This is a genomic window from Coleofasciculus sp. A1-SPW-01 (assembly GCF_040217205.1).
GTDB classification, from domain to species: domain Bacteria; phylum Cyanobacteriota; class Cyanobacteriia; order Cyanobacteriales; family Coleofasciculaceae; genus Coleofasciculus; species Coleofasciculus chthonoplastes_A.
Genome location: NZ_JAVJNP010000128.1, coordinates 68,329 through 89,613, shown reverse-complemented (window position 1 = coordinate 89,613; position 21,285 = coordinate 68,329). Strand labels below are relative to the sequence as shown.

The window sequence follows — 21,285 nt, the reverse complement described above, 5'->3', positions numbered from 1 at the left end:
CCATTTCTAACGGGATATTTCGCCTATCTTGTATAATTTCATGAATCCGAAAGATTCCTTAAAAAAAAACAAATTATGAGTTTATTTTCGTCACCTATATTTAAAACTAAACTAATTAATCCTAAATTAGCCAAACAAAACCTGAATAATTTTATTACTAAAACGATACGTCAATCAGGAGTTACAGAAAACAAGCCCTTTACTAGGCTGTGTCGGGCGTCATCAATTCCTATTTCTGAAACTTTTCAGGGTTTTCATGAATTATATAATTATGTAACTCCTCACCTAGAAAAACCTGATTTTTATATCAAAGAAGACTGGCAAGAAAATTATCTACAATACTACAAAACCTCTCGAAGGACTTATTCTGGTGCGATTATATCAGCTTCAGGTGTTCATGTATCATTCCCTTATCCTATTCATCGATGGCAGGGGAAAGTATTTATAGAGGCTTTACGAGAAAATACAAAATGCTTGAGTGAACCGAGATATTTAGTTGCGCTAGAAACAATACCGTTCCTAAAAAAGGAAAAGATGGCAGACGGTATTCTTTTAGCAATGCCCTATCACAATAACTACTACCACTGGCTGGTAGAAATGCTGCCGAGATTAAAAATGATAGAAGATGATGATAATTTTAAAGATTTACCTATAATTATGCCCAAGAATAGAACGCCTAACTTCATACATGATAGTTTAAAGAGGGCTGGTTTTTTAGAGCAAACTGTTTTTCTAGATGATGGAGTCTATCGCTTTGATAAACTACAGATACCCACGCTATTGTCTCCTCCTTGCAATCCCTCTCCCGTTGCCATTGAATGGTTAAGAAAGAAGTTGTTAACAGCAACTGGAGTGAGCCAGAAAAAGCGGATTTATGTATCTCGTCGCGACGCTGTAGACCGCTATGTATCAAATGAGTCCGAGGTGGAAGAGGTTCTTGCAGAGTTTGGGTTTGATACAGTATGTCTTAGCAATTATTCCTTGGCAGAAAAAATTCAAATTTTTCAAGCAGCGGAAATCGTGATCGGGAGTCATGGTGCTGGGTTTAGTAATCTAGTCTTTACGCCTTCTGAATCAGTTTTTATTGAATTTTTTCAAGAAGAAGGTGTGTTCACTCCGGCATTTTATCAAATAGCTAGAATCAGAAAACTAAAATATGGTTTCTTAGTTTGCAAAAAGGATGGTGCAGGACAGTATGTTGATGTTAATATGTTGAGAGAATTGGTAGAAAGGGCGATAACGAATATATAGGTACATCCAATATAGCTAGCTATAGCGTTTTTATTTGAAATGTAAAAACATCATCACAAAAAAATCTAAAATAGAAAGGGGTTTGTTGAGCAATAAATACGACATGAACAAGGAAGAGATAGAGAAATAGATTCAAGAGTTGGAAGAGTTGACATTTATTCCTAGTCTAGGGTATTAGTTGATCAGTCTTTACGTTGACAAGATCCATCCCCCAGTAAGTGGCTTATGGTAAACCCATCGAATGACTTAGCCATTCAATCATCCAGAGTAAACGTTCCTGTAGCACTTTTGTGTGGTGGGAAGGGAACTCGCCTCCGAGAAGAGACAGAATTTCGCCCCAAGCCGATGATTTCGATAGGCGATCGCCCGATTATCTGGCATATCATGAAATCCTACGCCCACTACGGCTTCACCGACTTCATGCTCTGCCTGGGTTATAAAGGGGACATGATTCGCAACTATTTCTTCAACTACGACTGGAATCAGAATGATATCCTGTTGGAGTTAGGCAGCAAGCAAGTGACCAAGTTGAACCATGGGCATCATGAAGAAAACTGGCGGATTTGGTTGGTTGACACGGGTGCAGAAACCTTGACGGGGGGAAGGCTTAAACGTTTAGCTCCTTATTTGGATAGGATAGGGAGCGAAGTTTTTATGGCAACATACGGGGATGGTGTGGCGAATATTAATATCGCTGATCTATTGGACTTCCACCGTAGCCAGGGGAAATTAGCCACGGTAACCGCCGTTCGCCCTCCGTCTCGATTTGGTAACTTAATCATCGAAGATAACCTAGTCAGCAATTTTCAAGAAAAGCCGCAAACGAGTGAAGGATGGATTAGTGGCGGCTATTTTGTCCTGCACCGCAAGGTGCTAGATTTGATTGAAGGGGATGAGACGACCTTTGAATCACAACCCCTGAAAACCTTGGCAGCGTTAGGAGAATTAGCCGTCTATCAGCATGATGGCTTTTGGCAGTGCATGGATACTTATCGGGAAATGGAACTGCTAAACAATCTCTATAATTCTGGCAAAGCCCTGTGGAGAGTATGGTGATGAGTTCATTCTGGCACGGGAAAAAGGTTGTTATCACGGGGCATACCGGCTTTAAAGGCGCTTGGCTATCCTTTTGGTTACTGCATTTAGGAGCTGAAGTTTATGGTCTAAGTTTAGCGCCTAACACAACTCCCGCGTTATTCGAGCAACTGGGTTTAGCCAATCACTTAAACCATCAGATCGGGGATATTCGAGAGCGAGAATTAGTACGTGGCTTATTGACTCAATGGCAACCCGATGTTGTTTTCCATCTAGCGGCTCAACCCTTGGTGAGACGATCTTACATCGAATCGGTGGAAACGTGGAATACTAATGTGATGGGGACAATTCACGTTCTAGAAGCCCTGAAGTCATTAACCCATCCCTGTGCGGCGGTTTTAATTACCACAGATAAATGTTACCAAAATCGGGAATGGGTTTATGGATATCGAGAAACTGATCCCTTGGGAGGGTATGATCCGTACAGTTCCAGTAAAGCGGCGGCTGAGTTAGCGATCGCTTCTTGGCGCAATTCGTTCTTTAAAACCAGTCAGATTCCCATTGGCATTGCCAGTGTGCGAGCGGGTAATGTGATTGGGGGTGGAGATTGGGCGCAAGATCGGATTGTACCCGATGCGATGCGTTTTTTGATGGCAAACAAAGCAATTGAGGTACGCAATCCCCATGCCACTCGCCCTTGGCAGCATGTGTTAGAACCATTGAGTGGCTATATCCGATTAGCCGAGCGGATTTATCAGCAGTTAATTACGCCGGATTGGAGGCAAGATAGGCAGGGATTATATGGGGCGTTTAATTTTGGTCCGCTACTATCCTCAAACCGGACAGTACAGAATTTGGTTGAGTGTATTTTACACCATTGGTCGGGGGCTTGGGTGGATCAGTCGAAACCCGGAGCGGTTCATGAGGCAAAGTTACTTAACTTGGTTACGGATAAAGCCTTTCATGTCTTGGGATGGCAACCTGTTTGGGATTTTGAGAAAACAGTGGAGGAAACGGTGGCTTGGTATCGGGAAGCGGCTCAAATGTCTCCAGGAGATAGTGAGCAGTTTCAAGCGTTAACGTGGCGGCAGATTGAGAAATACCAAGCTGATGCTGTAGTGAAGATGAGTCCAGAGCTAATTTAATGGAAACTGAATCAAGGAGTTTATTATGAAAAGAATTTACTTACACACTAGCAGGTTAAAGACAGGAAGAACTATTACAAAAATCAATATTTGATAGCTGAAAAAAGCTGTTCTATAAAGGAAGATAAAGAAAGAGTATGAAGACATCATTTATCAAAAATATCATTGTCAAAAACATCTACAAAATAGCCAAATCAATAAAATCAATCTTATTCCCATTGTCTTTGCCTTCCCCAGAAGATTTATTTCCTAATACTGAAAAATTATATCCAATTCACCCAGAAACTGTTGCTACTCCAGAAGTAAAGCAAATGCATCTTGCAAGGTGTCTTGATGCCATACACTCAGATCACTATACTGTTCCACCTATACATACAGTTCATCTCAGTAAAGTAATTTATGCTCCTAGATATGGGCGGATATATACAGAATCAGGAAAACCAATAAATACAAGGATAAATAAAGCAATCCATTTGTATAGTTTTAAATCCAATAAAATATTGGACTTTATAACAAAGGCAAACATAGATTTTACTGATACATCTCATTTTGTAAGTCGAACCGAAATTAGTCAATCGAAAAAAATACCAGGTGTTTGTAGCACAATTATGCTAATAGGACGCCTTGAAAATAACCAACCGGGGAAAGGAACTTTAAATCACTATCATACTTTGATAGATCGAGTGCCGAGACTCTATTTACTCAACCAACCTGCTTATGAAAATATCGATGAAATTAAACTGTTATATCCCATTGAACCTAGTACTAAAGAACGCTTCTTTATCGAAAGGTTAGCGCCTAAAAATGTTAAAATAAGTGTCGTAGAAAATCTTGACAGCATTTATTTAATTGATAAATTAATCTATCCGACTTTGATGTCTAATCAAGATTGTGGTTATTTACCATCAGCATATGTTGAATATTTTAGAGACAAAGTATTACCTAAACGAGAAAGTAAGAAGGTTAACCGAATTTTTATTTCTAGATCCAAGGCAAAAAAAAGAAAAATAATAAATGAAGACGAGCTTTTTGAAGCATTGAAACCCTATGGATTTAAAAAGTATTTTTTAGAAGATATGCCACTAGAATCAGAAATAGAGCTATTTTATGATGCTGACTATGTAGTAGGCTCATTTGGTGCTGGACTTACTAACATTATTTTTGCTGATCAAACTAAAGTATTAGAGATATTTCCAAATCATTATGCTTATACTCATTATTACTATTTGTCAAAATCTCTCAAGCATACCTACGGATATTATCATGGAATTGAGGAAAAGCATAGTGTAGCGACGAGAGAAGAAATGACAGGTAACGTTGATTTCCAAGTTGATGTCAGAGTTAATGTATCAGAGGTTATAGAACGTTTGCTGGAATTGGAGAATCAACATCAGTTAAGGTGTTCACTAGGTTAGCTGATGAGGTAATAAAAATAACAAACTAGTTACTGCATTAGGGAGTTTATTATGACAACTATTTACTTACACATTGGAATGCCAAAAACAGGAACAACCTACTTACAACACTTTTTATTTGAGAACAGAGAAAAGCTTTTAAAGCAAGGGTATTTGTATCCTCTACCTACAAAAATTTTAAACAAACAAAACATCACATCAAAGAATCATCACGGTTTAGCAAATGGATTGCTAAAAATTTATAGAACAAAAAATCCATGTGCTAATGAGCAGTTAAACAGCAATAATATGGAAGGTAGGTGGGAAAATATGAAAAGAGAAATAAAGACTCTTAAACCGAAAAACGTTATAATTTCTTCAGAAGCTTTTACGGCTAAGCAAGAGTTTTATAATCCCGATATAATTGAATTGGTAAAAAAAAAGTTAGATGGCTATGAAACTAAGATTGTTATTTACATAAGGAGGCAAGATGAGTTTTTTATGTCATGGTACAATCAAAACGTAAAATTCCCTATTTACTTCAATAATTTTCCACAGATAAATGATATTAATTATAATAATATGAAAGACATAATGCAATGGGTTGGGCAAAATAAAAAAATAGGTGATTTTTATTCAATACTTGAACCCTGGAGAAAATCATTTGGTATTAAGAATATAATTGTGAGAATTTTTGAAAAAGAGCAAATGACTAATGGTAGCTTATTGGATGATTTTTTTGAAACTATTGATTTCAATCATAATCAAAGCGACTTCGATTTAAGCCATGCAATGATCAGAAATGTTTCTTTGAATGGAAAAATTATAAAAATTAAAAATTTGATGGACGAAATAAGTCAAATGAAACGATTTAAAAAAAATCATCAAGCTCGGTATTATTTTGAACAATCTGTGTTGGTCAGAAAATATATGACAATGTACACGAATTTAACAATAAAATTGGCATTTATTATGTCACGCTTTATCCCCGATTTTCTAATAAATGAAGAACTACTATCAAAAGAAGATAAAGCTAATATTATGAATGAGTTTGAAACATCAAATCGAAAGGTTGCCCAGGAGTATTTAGGGCGGTCAGATGGAAGACTATTTTATTCAAGTCCTTGAGATTAGCTAAATTCTGGGCTACAGATAATGAGTTATGTATAAATATATAGGAGATTGGCTATGACTCAATCAGTATCTAAATCCCTACCTAAATCTAACCACGATGAACAAGAGCAAAACCTGCGATCGCAAGTTTTTGCGGCTGTTCAAAACTACTACCAGTTCAAATTTGCACCTCGTTCATTCGTTCCGGGTCAAACCTATATTCCTGTATCTGGTAAAGTATTTGATCAAGAGGAATTAATCAAGCTAGTCGATGCCTCCTTAGACTTTTGGCTAACCACAGGCAGGTATGCGGCAGAATTTGAGGAGCGATTTGCCGCGTGGATGGGAATCAAACATTGCTTGCTAGTCAATTCTGGCTCATCCGCAAATTTATTGGCACTCACTGCCCTAACCTCACCCAAATTAGGCGAGAGGCGAATCAAACCTGGGGATGAAGTTATTACCGTAGCCGCTGGCTTTCCCACCACAGTAAATCCCATTTTCCAAAATCAGTTAGTGCCAGTCTTTGTGGATGTCAAGTTACCCAGCTATGAGATTGACATTGATCAGTTAGAAGCGGCTTTGTCGGATAAAACCCGAGCGATTATGGTTGCTCACACCTTAGGCAATCCCTTCAACCTAGAAGCGGTGATGGGGTTTGCTCAGAAGCATGATCTCTGGGTAGTTGAGGATAACTGTGATGCGGTGGGAAGTCTCTACGCGGGTCAAAAAACGGGAACATTTGGACATTTAGCAACCGTGAGTTTTTATCCGGCTCATCACATGACGATGGGGGAAGGGGGAGCCATATTAACGAACGATACTCGCTTGAAAAAAATTGTCGAATCGTTTCGCGATTGGGGCAGAGATTGCTGGTGCGCTCCTGGGGTAGATAATACCTGTGGGAAGCGATTTGGCTGGCAATTGGGGGATTTACCGTCTGGCTATGATCACAAGTACACCTATTCTCATGTCGGCTACAATCTTAAGATGACCGATATGCAAGCGGCTGTCGGAGTGGCGCAGTTAGATAAGTTACCCGATTTTGTGGCAAAGCGGCGACAAAATTTTGAGTTTCTGCATCAGCAATTACAGGATTTACAGGATGTATTAGTCTTACCCAAGGCGACACCGAATTCGGAACCGAGTTGGTTTGGTTTTCCGATTTATGTCAAAGAAGATGCACCGTTTATCCGGAATGATTTAGTTCGATACTTAGAAGAGAAACGCATTGGCACACGCTTGTTGTTTGGCGGGAACTTGGTGCGACAACCGCTTTACCAGGGATTAAATTACCGCGTTATTGGCGATCTTGCTAATGCGGATCGGGTAATGCAAGGAGTATTCTGGGTTGGAGTGTTTCCAGGGTTGACCGAAGAGATGTTAACCTATGTAGCGGAAACGATTCGAGAATTTTGTCGGGCTAAATCAGGAGAGGGTTAAAGACGAGTATAACTTAGCCAGCTAAATCAATTCTAGCCAATCATCGGGAAAACCAGAAATCAACCCTAGTCAGAAGCATGGAAATCCGTGAAACAACGATTCCTAACTGTTACGAAATCACGCCAAGGATATTAAAAGATAGTCGTGGCTGCTTCGTTAAAACGTTTCATCAAGAGGTGTTTAAACAGCATCAACTGGAGACAACATTTACCGAGGAATATTATTCCATTTCTTACCAAAATGTCTTGAGAGGGCTACATTTTCAACTCCCTCCACACGAACACACGAAAATGGTTTACTGTGTTCAAGGTCAAGTCATGGATGCCGTCGTTGATTTACGGGTTGGTTCACCTACTTATGGCAAGTTTGAAACCTTTGATTTGAGTGCGGAGAAAGCCAATATTATATATGTTCCTCCGGGTTTAGCCCATGGCTTTTATGTCCTGAGTGAAACCGCTATTATGCTCTATAAAGTTTCTACCGTTTATGCGGCTGAATATGATACAGGGATTCACTGGCATTCAGTGGGCATACCCTGGCAAGCTCTAGATCCAATTATCTCAGAGAGGGATAAAAGTTTCCAAGATTTTTCCAACTTCCAAAGTCCCTTTATTTATAGGAATTAAGAAAATAGTATGAGCCGCCTAATTATTTCGGGAGCAAATGGCTATTTTGGCTCAATTGCTTGTCGATATTTTGAAGATAAGGGATGGCAGGTTCTAAAAGCCTGTCGCCAAGATAATGCAGACATTTGGTGTGATCTCGACTCGCCAGAACAGTTTGCTGAATTAACGATAGACAGCCATGTTGATCTGTTTATTCATGCGGCTGCAGCTCATGAAGTGACGTGTAGAGAACAACCCTATCGCAGTATTTATCACAATGTTGTAGGTACTAAAGCCGCTTTAGACTTTTGTGTAAAAAATAATATTGAACATTTTATTTATCTCTCTACATTTCATGTATTTGGGCATCCTCAAGGTGAGATCAACGAATCTACAGAACCTTTGCCCGTTAATGATTATGGACTCAGCCATTTGCAAGCTGAGCAATATGTTCAAATGTATACTCGTGAAGGAAAAATCAAGGGAATGGTTATTCGACCGAGTAATTTCTTTGGGGTTCCTGTCGATCTAGAAAACTTTGGCAGATGGACTTTAGTTCCCCTAGCTTTTTGCAGAGAAGCGATTGAACATCATAAGATAGTTCTGAAAACACCAGGATTACAAAAAAGGAACTTTGTGTCGGTTACTGATATTTGTAGAGTTATAGAAAAGTCGCAGTCTGTAATGGATAAAATTAATTTATTACACATTTACGGTGTTAACACTATTAGTATTAGAAGATTAGCTGAACTCGTACAGAATGTCCTGATCAATCATTTCAATGAGGAAGTTGAATTGGTTATTCCTGAGACTGTGGCTAGTCTACATTTTCCGAAAAGTGACGAATTTACATATACCAGCAAATACTTAAATAAAATTCATGAGCCAAGGGGTAGAATAGAAAAGTTCATTGTTGATTTTTGTAGTAGCATAAAAAAATAAAGTCAATAGAATAAAAAAAGAAACCACCCGTAGCATATATTATAGTCTAAAAGCAAAGCAAAAATGGATAAGTTAATCATCTTAGGAGCCGGATTTTCTGGTTTATCCTGTGCCTATCACTTTCCGGGTCAATCAACGATAAATGAAAACTATTCCCACTCAAATTCCAGAAGTTTTAATTTTAGAACCCCGCGTCTTTACCGATGACCGTGGTTTTTTCCTAGAAAGCTACAACCACAAAGCTTTTGCCGAAACAGCCAACATCACGGCTGAGTTCGTCATGGATGGTCATTCCCGTTCCGGGCAGAACGTCCTACGAGGACTACACTACCAGATCCAGCAACCGCAGGGCAAACTCGTGCGAGTGGTTGTTGGCGAAATACTGGATGTAGCTGTTGATATCCGCAAAAGTTCTCCGACATTTGGACAATGGGTAAGCTGTCTGTTGAGTGCTGACAATAAGCGCCAGCTTTGGATACCAGAAGGATTTGCCCATGGGTTTTACGTGGTGTCACAGGTAGCCGAGGTACTGTATAAAACCACGGATTACTACGCCCCACAACACGAAAGAACCTTACTCTGGAATAATCCCGACTTGGCAATTGACTGGCAACTCACCACTGAGCCAATATTATCGGCAAAAGATCAAGCTGGTCAACCTTTGAAAACAGCAGAGGTTTACCCATGACACGCATCTTACTCATCGGTATCGCTGGACAACTGGGGAGTGAACTCCAACACACCCTGGTTCCCTTGGGGGAGGTGATTGGTGTTGACCGCCAGGGGTTGGATTTGACGCAACCCGATCAAATCCGTCAGGTTATTCGGGAGATTAAGCCTAACTTGATTGTAAATGCCGCCGCTTACACCGCCGTAGACAAAGCCGAAAGCGAAGCTGAACTGGCAAATACGATTAATGGGACAGCTCCCACAATTATGGCAGAAACCGCCCAAGAGCTAGGATCAGGTTTAATTCACGTTTCTACCGATTATGTCTTTGATGGGCGAAAAAATACACCCTATACTGAAACAGATACACCCAATCCCTTAAACGCCTACGGGAAATCGAAACGTTTAGGAGAAACAGGAGTACAACAGGCGTGCGATCGCGCTGTTATTATTAGAACAGCTTGGGTGTATGGGGTTCACGGTAAGGGCAACTTCGTTAAGACCATGTTAAGAGTCGGGGCACAACGGGAAGAACTGCGAGTAGTTGTGGATCAAGTGGGGGCGCCAACCTGGACAGGGGACTTAGCCCATGCGATCGCGCAGTTAATTCCCCTCCTCAACTCTGAGTCTCTGACAGGTATCTATCACTATACCAATAGTGGTGCCATTAGTTGGTATGATTTTGCCGTAGCTATATTCGAGGAAGCCCGACAACTGGGTTTTCCCTTAAACGTGCAGCAAGTTGTGCCGATTAATACCTCAGAATATCCCATACCCACCCCCCGTCCAGCCTATACTGTACTCTCTAGCAAGAAAATATCCGCCATTTTAGGTACTCATCCCCCCCATTGGCGCACAGCACTGCGGCAAATGCTCAAACAACTCTATGCTCACCAATAATGTCTGATCAGCTTAATCCAACCCGTCGTGGGAATACAACCCAGTTGAAAAAGGACGACTCACCCTTTAACTATGTTCTCATTACCGGTCCTGGGCGTTCGGGTACAACGTGGCTAGGTCGGATGATGGATAGCTATGAACATTGTAGTTATAAATTTGAACCCTTTGTGCGCTCGCCCCTTTACCGAGAGTGGAAAAATGATTTAGAGTCGGGCGACGTTAAGGAATTACGTCGTCGCTTTGCGTCGCTGTGCTCTAATTTTGACCATGACGTTGATTTACCCCCATTTCCCGCCAAGAGTTTTCGCTGGCAAAATCCCCAACTCTTACACCTGTTGTATGGTTTAGGTAGTCGTGTCGAAGCCCTGAAGCCTCTCTATCACTGGTATGGTAAAACTAAACTCACTTCAGAGACTCCTATCCTAATTAAGGATGTGAATTTCCCTACTCCCCTCTTACCCCGCCTGTGTGAGGTGCTACAGCCTAAGTTGATTGGGATGATCCGTAATCCCTTTGGCAGAATTGCGTCTACGCTCAAGGGGAAAGAACTCAATCAGTTTAACCAGCGCTCCCAGTTGGATAAAATAGAAGGAATGCGGCGATCAATTGACGCCGTTGGGGGGAATTTCTTGTCTGAGTATCGCGATCGCTTACAGGAAATGTCAGATATGCAGTTAGATGCTGTAATCTGGCGTATCCAAGTTGAACCCTTGGTTGAGTATACTCGCTCCTATGACCAGGGATTAGTCATTGTCTATGAAGATTTATGTAATGATCCCCAGGGCAAAATTACGGAAATCTTTAACTTCGTGGGCTGGAAACTCGGTCAAACCACTCGCGACTTCATCAATGAATCAACCACTGGTGAACGCCAGTTATCTGATAAATCTAAGGCATATTTTAGTGTCTACCGCGATCCCCGCACCAGTATGTCCAAGTGGAAAACCCAGCTTACGGATGAACAACAAGCCGATATTGCTTCTGTGATTCGCGATTCACCGTTGAAAGATCTTTGGTCTGACCTACCGATTTGAACTTAGACTATGAGGATATAGTAACTTAGAGGAAATGGAACGTTCGTAGTAGGCACTTTAGTGCCATCAGCGCTGAAGCGCTGACTACATACAAACTTTGTTCATGTGGGCTTTAAGTTCCAGAGATTTATGTCCCGGCGATAATCCAGCCAATCTCAACAAGTTCTAATGAAAGCACTCATTCTTTCCGGCGGAAAAGGAACGCGACTACGCCCCCTAACCTATACTGGGGCAAAACAACTCGTACCTGTTGCCAATAAACCGATTTTGTGGTATGGAATTGAAGCCATCGTCGCCGCAGGGATTACCGATATCGGAATTATTATCAGCCCAGAAACCGGAGAAGAAGTGAAGACCAAAACCGGAACAGGCGATCGCTTTGGGGCTAAGATTACTTATATCCTCCAGGAACAACCAGCGGGATTGGCACATGCGGTCAAGATTGCTCAACCGTTTCTAGGGGATGCACCCTTTTTAATGTATCTGGGTGATAACCTGGTACAAAGTGATTTGAGCCTATTTATCGAACGGTTTCAACAGCGAAATCTAGATGCCCTCACCCTGCTGTGTTCGGTTCCGAATCCCACCGCCTTTGGCGTGGCGAAGGTGGATGAGGAAGGGCGAGTCTTGCAGTTGGTGGAAAAGCCCAAGGTGCCACCCTCGAATCTGGCACTGGTGGGAATTTATCTATTTTCTAACACAGTTCACCAGGCGATCGCGAATATTCAACCCTCGGCTAGAGGGGAGTTGGAAATTACCGATGCGATTCAATATCTGATTGACCAACCCAAGCAGGTGGAATCCTTCCAGTTAAAAGGCTGGTGGCTGGATACAGGGAAAAAGGATGACCTGTTGGAAGCCAATCGGGTGATTTTGGATACCCTGTTAGAAACTTCTGTTCAGGGTGAGGTAGATGAAAATAGTCAGGTGATTGGGCGGGTCAAGATTGGTCAGGGTTCCCAGGTGGTCAACTGTACAATTCGTGGACCCGTGACGATTGGCAGTGATTGTCATCTGGAAAATTGTTTTATTGGTCCCTATAGTAGTGTAGCTGACCAGGTTACGCTGGTTGATACGGACTTAGAACATAGTGTGATTTTACAGGGGGCGAAGGTGATTGGCGTGCAGCAGCGGATAGTGGATAGTGTGATTGGACAACGGGCAAAGTTGAGTATCGCGCCACGGCGTCCCAAAGCGTTGCGGTTTATGATTGGAGATGACTCGCAAATTGAGCTAGTTTGAGCCTCAATTGAGTTTATGCCTATTGCTTGTCACTCCATTAGAGTGATAGGATTGGATCAAAAATCATAGATACTCCTATTCTTAATGACTACAGTTTATCTTCACATTGGTACACCCAAAACCGGATCAAGCAGCCTACAAGGGTTCCTATTTAGCCACAGAGACAAACTTTTAAGGCAAGGTGTTTTATATCCCCAAAGTGGTATACCTGATAGAGGGAGTACCATTTGCTTTGCTCATCATAATCTCACTTGGTCATTCACGAAAGATATTAACAAACATTATGACAAAAAAGCTGGTGATTGGGAGGATATTGAAAAAGAAATCAATGAACTTCATCAAAAACCAGAAAAGGTGATATTGAGTGCAGAAAGTCTATATGACTTATTAGCACCAGAAAAGATTTCTTTAATTAAAAATTACTTAAAAGGCTACGACACAAAAATCATAGTTTATCTAAGAAATCAATATGAATATTTCCGCTCCTATTACTGTTTAAGGATAAAAGTGGGTTACAGCAAGAGTTTCAGACAGTTTATATTAGAACATAAGGAGCAAGGCAATTACTATAAAATGTTATCACCCTGGGCTGAGGCATTTGGCAAGGAAAACATAATAGTTATCCCCTACGATAAGCGGGGGGTGATTAATGAATTTTTAGCAAAAACGAACATAGATATAGATCTAGAGACGAATGGAGATAAAGATATAGATAAAATCACAGAGCGACGAAATGTTACTCCTGATTATAAGGCGCTCAAGCTGATGCGATTTATTAACAAAACTGTTCCGGCTAATCGGATAACCCAAAAAGTTAGGGTTGCGATTCAGCAATTCTATAAAACTGAAAGTCGAAAGCCAGATAGTCAACTCTTTAACACGATAGCCCAAATCCCTGATTTTTTAATCAACAGTGATTTTATGACAGAGACAGAGCGAGTTGAAATAATGAAACTATTTGACGAGTCAAATCAAAAGGTGGCTCAAGAGTACATGGGATTACTCGACTGGAAATTAACTTAGCTCTACCTGATGATACAACTGATACAACATACCAGTATAAGTTTTATCCTTAAGTTGACAGGTGTGGTTGACATACGCCCCTCCCCCTACCTAGCGGTTCAGCAAAATAGACTCTAAAATTAAAAGAAACACTTATTCAGATGATTGAGTACCTTGCCAAAGTTTTATACGTCCTAACGGGAAGCCGGAAAAGTCTTATCTTCCTTTTATTGGTATTTATCTTCACTTCAATTCTCGAAGCCTTTGGCATTGGTTTAGTCGGACCCTTCATCAGCTTAGCGTCCAACCCAGAATCAATTGAAAGTATTACTGTACTGGACTGGGCTTATCGAAAGTCAGGATTTGAATCTCCTCAGCAGTTTATTCCCATCGTTGGATTGGTCATTATTGCCGTTTTTTGTATTCAAGCCTTGTTATATTTTCTGACTCAAACTTATATCTATCGCTACACTTATCAGCAAAAGAGTTTGCTGATCGCCAGATTACTCAAGGCTTATTTGACAGCGCCCTATACATTTTACTTAAAGCAAAATACAGCGAATATCATTAAAAATATTATTAGTGAAACAAATCAGTTTACTACGGGATGCTTGTTAGCCCTACTCCTTTTTACAACGAACGGCATTGTCGTCGGGGTTTTAATGGGGTTAATGGCTTACAACAACACCTTACTCCTGGTAATGATTTTGGTGATTTTAGTACCAACATTTTTAGTGTTCAACAAATTTGGACATAAGTTTAAGCGCTGGGGAAAAATTCAATCGCAAACTCAGAAAGAAATGATTCGCACCATCAATCATGGTCTGGGTGGATTAAAAGAGACAAGGGTAATCGGGTGTGAAGCGTATTTCGAGAATCAAATGGACGCGCAAGTTCGCAAATATGCTAGGGCTGCGACTTTATCCCAAGCGTCTAATTTATTGCCTAACATTTTTATTAAAACAAGTTTGATTGTATTTGTCGTCCTTTTTGTCTCTCTGTTTCAGATTTTCTTTAATGAAAGTGGGGAAGATTTAACCGCTGTGATGGGGGTTTTTGCCGTCGCTTCAGTGCGCTTAATTCCGGCATCCAGTCAGTTAATCCAGTCGATGGCAAAACTGCGAACGTCAAGCTATGCTCTGGATATGCTCTACTTGGATTTAAAGGAGATAGAAAACCGAGAAGTCCACAATCGTCTAGAAAGGCTGCCCAATTCAAGGGTAAATGGGTCAGCTCATGGGCAAAATAAAGGAAATGAAACTCTGACCTTTGCGAATCAAATTGAATTAATCAATGTGACCTATGGTTACCCGGAAGCTTCAGAACTATCGCTTGACCAGATTTCCTTTAAGATTCAGAAAGGGGAATCGATTGCGTTAATTGGCAAATCGGGAGCGGGAAAGACAACGTTAGTGGATGTGATACTAGGGCTGTTGGATCTAGAGAGTGGAGATATTAAAGTCGATGGTGTATCCATCTATGAGAATTTGCGCTCTTGGCAAAATCTAGTTGGGTATATTCCCCAGTCTATTTTTCTGACCGATGATACAATCGAACGGAATATTGCCTTTGGTGTTCCTGATGATCAGATTGATGAGGGACGATTGTACAAGGCGATCGCAGCGGCGCAGCTTGAGGAATTGGTTGAGCAATTGCCCGATGGGGTAAAAACAGGGGTGGGTGAACGAGGACTACGTTTATCAGGGGGACAACGCCAACGGATAGGGATTGCTAGGGCGCTTTATCATGAACGGGAGATTTTGGTACTGGACGAAGCGACGGCAGCATTGGATAATGAAACAGAGAGTCGGGTGACGGCGGCGATTAACTCGCTGGCGGGGACGAAAACTCTGATTGTGATTGCTCATCGGCTGTCTACGGTTGAGAACTGCGATCGCATATATATGTTGGAGAAGGGGCGGGTGGTGAAGTCGGGGAGTTATCAGGAGGTGGTTTTAGAGAAGTAAAGATTAACTATACTGAAACCTCAAGAATCCACAAAGAATCCAGCAAAAATAAGTTTTATCCTATCGTTCTCGTTCTTTGTTTGAATTTTCTGTAGCATACCTCTTATAATTTTCTCTTGGAACTCCTATATCGGGTACATCTTTATGAAGAAATGAGCATAATTGATTCCATCCTTCTCCACTACAGAAGTTAATCTTAATAAAATCTGTTCTTCCTTGGAAATATTCATTAACAGTCTTATTGTAGCGGTCGTAGGCTTCTGAAAAAAGTTCTCTATCAAAAGAAGAAGAACCGTATAACTCTTGATTTAACACCTCCCATGTTTTTGGAAAAGGTACAGAAAAATGCTTGCGGCAAGATTCTAGCCAAGCCTCTTTTTCACGAACTGTTTGTATAAACTTTGAATTTGGAAATTTCTGATCTAGCTCAACAAAAAAACGTGCAATTGGCGTGTCGCTAAAAGCATCGTACTTATTCAACCACCAGGGCCAATCCAGATCTAGTGAACCTTTTGAAGAAAGCCGCAATATTGGTGGCATATGAAAACTTTTGTATCCTAATAGCTCTAAGGATTTGCAGAGAGTTGTCGTTCCCGTTCTCGAAAGCCCAATTCCAAAAATCCTCTCTCTATTTAATTCTTCTAATCGCAAGACTTGGTATTTAATCCGATCATGAATTCTTGACACAAAATCAGACATAATTTGCTTATAACCTCAAATTATATTTTAGGTACTCTCACTCGAAAATAACTCATTTTCTTTGTCGGACGGCTACGATCAGAAATCGTTTTGCCCATTTCTTTGCTAGCCAACCAAATGATAACCCATTATAGATTCGCCTCTGCCGATTTAGGAAATTGTAGTAAGCAACACTCTGGACTTTTAATCCAGATTGATGAAACCAAGAACGTACCATCTGCTCTGAGGTTAGATGCAGACCTAATGTTTCAAAGTCATAAACACCTTTCAATGTTTGATCAAGAGGTTCAAAACTCTCGTCTGTGAATTTATCATATTTTGTGTTCAAGAACGTTGCCATTATTTGCCCTTGGTCATTCAGAAGGTTAACAAAACGTGTCAATATTATTGTTGGATCGTGTAGATGTGCTAATACGTCCTCAAAAACAATACAATCAAATCGTTGTTTTGACAAACTAGCCAAGGCTTTTTCAAAGTCAGATTCGACTGTTGCAATGCCTCTAGAACGTGCTGGTACAGCAACAACTTCATCAAGTGGTATTGCCACCACTTGATGTCCCCTCTCTACCAACGCTGCTTCAGTTTTCCCGATCCCGCATCCAACCGATAGAACTTTCTTGCTTTTGGCACTAACTGAGTTGACAATTTGCTCACATTTGCTGTAATAGTGTTTGTTATACCCCTTAAGTAATTTTGTCTCTGTATTAAACAGGCTAGACTTGGATAAGCTGCCTGATTTCACTTCCATTAAAGCTTTAACCTGAGCCTCCAGATCCTCCTTAGATAAACCAAACCGCTCTACGTACTTGTTGGATAGATGATGTAGTAAAAATTTATCAATATGGGAAATGCATATCACCTTAGTCAATCCGCAGTTGTGAAATAGATCTGATGCCGCACTTGCCATAATATCATAGCGTGAACGGTGGGGAAGTAATGCGTAGTTACCGGAATGGATAGCAGTCTGCAGCTGAGAGCGAGTCAAAACATATAAGGCTGAATGCTTGTTGCTCAACTCGGCAAATGTATATGAATCGAATGATTTGACGGAATCAGGATACCAATGATACGAACCCATAATATCAGGGAAGCTTACTCGACCGCTTGAGCCGAGTTCGTACCTCAAGAAGCCGGGGACATAATTGTCTGGTAAATATTTGTTGACTTTCAAGTAATAATCTAGATTATCTGGTAACAGTGGTGTATCGTCTTCTGTATATATGTACAAATCATACCTATCGGCGTTTTCAACAAACAATCGGCGATGTGACCATACTAATGAGCGAGGATCAGGTGTGGGTAATCCCACTTCTACCTTGACGTCATCTCCTAAATCTTTGGTAACGTTTGTATGAACTATTATTGTTTTTTGATAGGGGAGAAGATGGTACTGTTCTAAAACCTGATGGAGATATTTGTCGTTTTTTGTTCCATAATTGGCTATAGCAATTAATATTTTCATTGTTATAATGTCATTTATTATTGAATCACTACTTAAATAGTATAGCAAAGTTTTCAAGAATAAAGTTGACGACTTCCAAAGAATAATACGTTATATAGCATTTGTAAATGAGTTGTAAACCGAGGAGGTCTTTTCTTAGATTACTTAAAAACTCTGTATCTCTTTCCCCTATTGCCTATTGCCCATTGCCCATTGCCTTTTTACCAGGTTCATGTGTTCACGACCCAAATAAAAACACTATATAGCGTTTTCATTTTAGATTTAAACAAGCAACCCTTGCCCAGCAAGGCTTTCAGTGCTTTGGCTGTACACGAATCATCTGAAAGTACCATATTATAGCATATAATAGTAGAGTAACTCAAAATTTCCTGGTGGGGCGTCGTCTGAGATGATTAAGTGTGACTGTTTTGTGATCAAATTTTTAAATCGATTAGAATCGGAGATAAAACTATAAGATAAACTATAAGATATAGGAAAGTGTAGGTAAATTATTGTACTAACCTGAATTGAAGTGTACCCAATGCTGAGCTTATGACTCCCCAAGCCCAACTCGCCATGCTTGCCTGGATACCCCTTGTTTTGTACCTGTTTAGTCGGTATCCAGTCCAAAAAGCAGTAGTGATTGGTTTTATTGGTGCTTGGCTATTTCTGCCCCAGAAAGCGGCATTTTCATTTGTCGGCTTCCCAGACTATGACCGGGTGTCTGCGGCGAGTTATGGCATTTTGCTGGCTACTTGCATCTTTGATGTGGGACGCTTCCAGTCCTTTAAACTTGGTTGGCTTGACCTGCCCATGCTCATCTGGTGTGTCTGCCCCCTCGCTTCATCTTTGAGCAATGGTTTGGGTCTTTATGATGGTCTTTCAGCAACTCTTGGTGAAACGGTCAAGTGGGGATTTCCCTACTTTCTAGGGCGAATCTACTTTAACAACCTCAAAGGAATGCGTCTATTGGCGATCGCGATCTTCATGGGTGGGATAGTTTATGTTCCATTATGCCTGTATGAAATCCGCATGAGTCCCCAGCTACACATCATGGTGTATGGCTATTTCCCCCATGGTTTTGGGCAAACGATGCGGTATGGAGGATTTAGACCACAAGTTTTTATGCAGCATGGTTTGGCAGTGGGCGTATGGATGATGGCAACTACCCTAGTTGGGATTTGGCTGTGGAAAGCTCGAGTGATCAAGCGATTCTGGGGTATTCCCGTGCGTTGGCTCGTACCTTTGTTGCTAATTACTTTTATACTGTGTAAATCCACAGGAGCTTGGTTTCTAGGTGCGTTTGGCATTATCATCTTGTTTGCTGCCAAATGGCTCCGTACTGCCCTGCCATTATTGCTCCTAATTGGAGGTATCTTCTTTTACCAGTACTATGTGGCAACTGGACAGTTTACTGTACAACAGCAGGATCAGATCATTTCGGTTATGACGGATATCACCAATGAAGAACGAGCTGGCTCTTTAGAAACTCGATTTAATACAGAACATATCTTGGGAGCTAAGGCACGGCAGCGGATAATTCTTGGTTGGGGCGGATGGAATAGAAACCGCGTGTATGAGTATAACTGGTATGGAGAGCGTGTAGCTGCTACCAACATTGACAGTTTTTGGATCATTACATTTGGCACTAAGGGACTTGTTGGTTTATTTAGTATAACAGCAGCTCTATTACTGCCTGTGGTAGTTTTATGCAGGCGTTATCCGGCTCATTTGTGGTTTAATCCTAAAGTAGCACCAGCAGTAGCAGTAGGTTTAGTTGTAACTCTGTATATGGCTGATAATCTGACCAATAACATGTTCAATCCAGTCTTTCCACTTGCTAGTGGAGGAATAGCTGGGCTGGTACTCCAAGGGACTGAAATTTCCACTAAGGTGAGGAGTTCTCGTGCATCAGCGACGAAGCGTACTCTGGCTCAATCCAGAAAACATCAGTATGATTAACCCCGTCAAGGTTTATTCGTGAAAGGTGTGTTAACAATTCGTTTAGTTATAATAACTGAGTTTAGGTATTTTATGAAGGGATAATCAATCTACTATGACAATAAAACAGCCTTTAGTGGTTGAACCAATTTTTCTAGTTGGGGCTGAACGTTCAGGAACAACAGTTTTAAGGCTTATGCTTGATCACCATCCCAAAATTGCCTGGTGTAGTGAATTTGAGTATGCTGTTGACAAAATCTCTGAGAGTGGCGAATTGCCTCAACTGGATGAGTATTATCAGTGGTTAGAAACCAATGGAATATTTCAGGATAGTGGTTTTACTATCGATCGCAGTTTAAGTTATTCCCAACTCGTGAACAGCTTTTTGGTGCAAAAGCGCGATCGCGCAGGCAAATCAATAGTTGGGGCTGCGGTTCACCGCCACTTCGATAGATTGTTACAGATTTGGCCCCATGCTCGTTTTATCCACCTGGTTCGTGATGGCAGAGATGTGGCACGTTCATCCATTGGTATGGGTTGGGCGGGTAATGTTTGGACAGGGCTAGAGCGTTGGATAGACGCTGAAAAAATATGGACTCAACTAACTAGCATTATCCCAGCCGAACGACAAATTGAGGTTAAATATGAAACGTTAATTTGCGAACCGATAGAAACCCTAAAAAAAATCTGTGAGTTTATTGGTATGTCTTATGACCCAGCTATGTTTGGTTACACGGAGACAACTAGGTATGATTTACCCGATCCGAAATTAATTCAGCAGTGGCGACGCAAACTCTCTGATTATGAGATTCAGTTGGTGGAATCTCGGATCGGAGTGATGCTGCAAAAGCGTGGCTATGAACTGAGTGGATTACCGCATTTAACGGTTACCCCAGTGATGGAACAACAACTCAAGCTGCAAGATTGGTGGGCGCGGGTGCAATTTCGACTTCAGCGCTATGGATTGGCACTCTTTCTATCAGATTACTTGTCAAGAAAACTTAACCTTACACAGTGGCAGAAGTCTGTCAAAGTAAAAATGTATGATACTAATAGAGCTTATTTTAAGTGAAGTTGTCTGGGCTATTGGTACATCGCCAAGCCATTAAATCTTCTTAACTCCCTAATTAACTTTATGCAGCCTGATTATATTTTAATCGTGGGACAAGGACGTTCTGGAACCAACTGGTTGCTTGATCTGCTGGATCTAAGTCCTTATACTCATTGTCGCAATGAAGCCGATAAGTTACAGAATTCTCCTTTTGTACAATTGCCCTCACCCGTTGTCCAACAGCCATTCGATGAAAATTTTGGACAGCAATGGGATCAGGCAATCGCTATAACTGCATCAAGACTTGGTGAACGCGATCGCATAGGAACTCATCCTAAGTTACACTTATACGAACCAGTACGTCTACGAACCAGTACGTCGGCTTGGTGGTGCGGCAATACTGGATAAGCC

At 41.0% G+C, this 21,285-nt stretch carries 19 protein-coding genes; 17 read left to right on the top strand and 2 right to left on the bottom strand.

The features are described from left to right. Positions 1 to 75 precede the first annotated feature (75 nt). The 14 genes from RH949_RS19750 (at position 76) to RH949_RS19685 (ending at position 15,742) form a co-directional block, all read left to right on the top strand. Positions 76 to 1,251 carry a glycosyltransferase family 61 protein gene (locus RH949_RS19750; protein WP_446355539.1) on the top strand — a complete coding sequence of 392 codons (1,176 nt, stop codon included), beginning with the start codon at positions 76 to 78 and terminating at the stop codon, positions 1,249 to 1,251. 225 nt (positions 1,252 to 1,476) lie between these two features. Beyond that, on the top strand, positions 1,477 to 2,307 hold the full coding sequence (gene rfbF / locus RH949_RS19745; RefSeq protein ID WP_446355537.1) for a glucose-1-phosphate cytidylyltransferase: 831 nt from the start codon (positions 1,477 to 1,479) through the stop codon (positions 2,305 to 2,307). Further along, positions 2,292 to 3,431, top strand: a complete 1,140-nt coding sequence (rfbG, locus tag RH949_RS19740; RefSeq protein ID WP_446355535.1) for a CDP-glucose 4,6-dehydratase — start codon at positions 2,292 to 2,294, stop codon at positions 3,429 to 3,431. The genes rfbF and rfbG overlap by 16 nt, the downstream gene beginning before the upstream one ends. 137 nt (positions 3,432 to 3,568) lie before the next feature. After that, positions 3,569 to 4,846: a glycosyltransferase family 61 protein gene (locus RH949_RS19735; protein WP_446355533.1), complete on the top strand. Its 1,278-nt coding sequence runs from the start codon at positions 3,569 to 3,571 to the stop codon at positions 4,844 to 4,846. A 51-nt stretch (positions 4,847 to 4,897) separates the two neighbouring features. Continuing rightward, positions 4,898 to 5,953 carry a hypothetical protein gene (locus tag RH949_RS19730; protein ID WP_446355531.1) on the top strand — a complete coding sequence of 352 codons (1,056 nt, stop codon included), beginning with the start codon at positions 4,898 to 4,900 and terminating at the stop codon, positions 5,951 to 5,953. Between the two features lie 60 nt (positions 5,954 to 6,013). Next, the gene (rfbH, locus tag RH949_RS19725) at positions 6,014 to 7,381 is read left to right on the top strand and encodes a lipopolysaccharide biosynthesis protein RfbH (RefSeq protein WP_446355529.1); all 1,368 of its coding nucleotides are present in this window, start codon (positions 6,014 to 6,016) and stop codon (positions 7,379 to 7,381) included. A 77-nt stretch (positions 7,382 to 7,458) separates the two neighbouring features. Further along, complete coding sequence (rfbC, locus tag RH949_RS19720; protein WP_446355527.1) at positions 7,459 to 8,007, top strand: dTDP-4-dehydrorhamnose 3,5-epimerase; 549 nt, start codon at positions 7,459 to 7,461, stop codon at positions 8,005 to 8,007. A 9-nt stretch (positions 8,008 to 8,016) separates the two neighbouring features. Beyond that, a complete protein-coding gene (locus RH949_RS19715) occupies positions 8,017 to 8,928 on the top strand; it encodes an NAD-dependent epimerase/dehydratase family protein (RefSeq protein ID WP_446355525.1) in 912 nt (303 codons plus the stop codon). 142 nt (positions 8,929 to 9,070) lie between these two features. Further along, a complete protein-coding gene (gene rfbC, locus RH949_RS19710; protein ID WP_446355523.1) occupies positions 9,071 to 9,616 on the top strand; it encodes a dTDP-4-dehydrorhamnose 3,5-epimerase in 546 nt (181 codons plus the stop codon). Next, entirely contained in the window at positions 9,613 to 10,497 is an 885-nt protein-coding gene (gene rfbD, locus RH949_RS19705) for a dTDP-4-dehydrorhamnose reductase (RefSeq protein WP_446355521.1), read from the top strand. Before rfbC (RH949_RS19710) ends, rfbD begins: the two co-directional genes overlap by 4 nt. Further along, positions 10,497 to 11,531, top strand: coding sequence for a sulfotransferase domain-containing protein (locus RH949_RS19700; RefSeq protein ID WP_446355519.1), 1,035 nt, complete (start codon positions 10,497 to 10,499; stop codon positions 11,529 to 11,531). The genes rfbD and RH949_RS19700 overlap by 1 nt, the downstream gene beginning before the upstream one ends. 168 nt (positions 11,532 to 11,699) lie before the next feature. Next, on the top strand, positions 11,700 to 12,773 hold the full coding sequence (locus tag RH949_RS19695; RefSeq protein WP_446355517.1) for a glucose-1-phosphate thymidylyltransferase: 1,074 nt from the start codon (positions 11,700 to 11,702) through the stop codon (positions 12,771 to 12,773). 84 nt (positions 12,774 to 12,857) lie between these two features. Beyond that, on the top strand, positions 12,858 to 13,796 hold the full coding sequence (locus RH949_RS19690; protein ID WP_446355515.1) for a sulfotransferase domain-containing protein: 939 nt from the start codon (positions 12,858 to 12,860) through the stop codon (positions 13,794 to 13,796). 140 nt (positions 13,797 to 13,936) lie between these two features. After that, positions 13,937 to 15,742 (top strand): ABC transporter ATP-binding protein, encoded by a 1,806-nt coding sequence (locus tag RH949_RS19685; protein WP_446355513.1) that lies wholly within the window; start codon positions 13,937 to 13,939, stop codon positions 15,740 to 15,742. 60 nt (positions 15,743 to 15,802) lie between these two features. Here RH949_RS19685 and RH949_RS19680 read toward each other — a convergent pair whose 3' ends face one another. Next, positions 15,803 to 16,441 (bottom strand): sulfotransferase family protein, encoded by a 639-nt coding sequence (locus tag RH949_RS19680; RefSeq protein ID WP_446355511.1) that lies wholly within the window; start codon positions 16,439 to 16,441, stop codon positions 15,803 to 15,805. A 52-nt stretch (positions 16,442 to 16,493) separates the two neighbouring features. Continuing rightward, entirely contained in the window at positions 16,494 to 17,903 is a 1,410-nt protein-coding gene (locus tag RH949_RS19675; RefSeq protein ID WP_446355509.1) for a class I SAM-dependent methyltransferase, read from the bottom strand. Positions 17,904 to 18,434: 531 nt separating this feature from the next. Between RH949_RS19675 and RH949_RS19670 the strand changes: the two genes are divergently transcribed. The 3 genes from RH949_RS19670 to RH949_RS19660 all read left to right on the top strand — a co-directional run bounded on the left by RH949_RS19670 (position 18,435) and on the right by RH949_RS19660 (position 21,282). Next, positions 18,435 to 19,844 (top strand): O-antigen ligase domain-containing protein, encoded by a 1,410-nt coding sequence (locus tag RH949_RS19670; protein ID WP_446355507.1) that lies wholly within the window; start codon positions 18,435 to 18,437, stop codon positions 19,842 to 19,844. Positions 19,845 to 19,938: 94 nt separating this feature from the next. Next, a complete protein-coding gene (locus RH949_RS19665) occupies positions 19,939 to 20,895 on the top strand; it encodes a sulfotransferase family protein (protein ID WP_446355505.1) in 957 nt (318 codons plus the stop codon). Between the two features lie 63 nt (positions 20,896 to 20,958). Beyond that, positions 20,959 to 21,282 carry a hypothetical protein gene (locus RH949_RS19660; protein ID WP_446355503.1) on the top strand — a complete coding sequence of 108 codons (324 nt, stop codon included), beginning with the start codon at positions 20,959 to 20,961 and terminating at the stop codon, positions 21,280 to 21,282. The last annotated feature ends 3 nt before the right edge of the window (positions 21,283 to 21,285 follow it).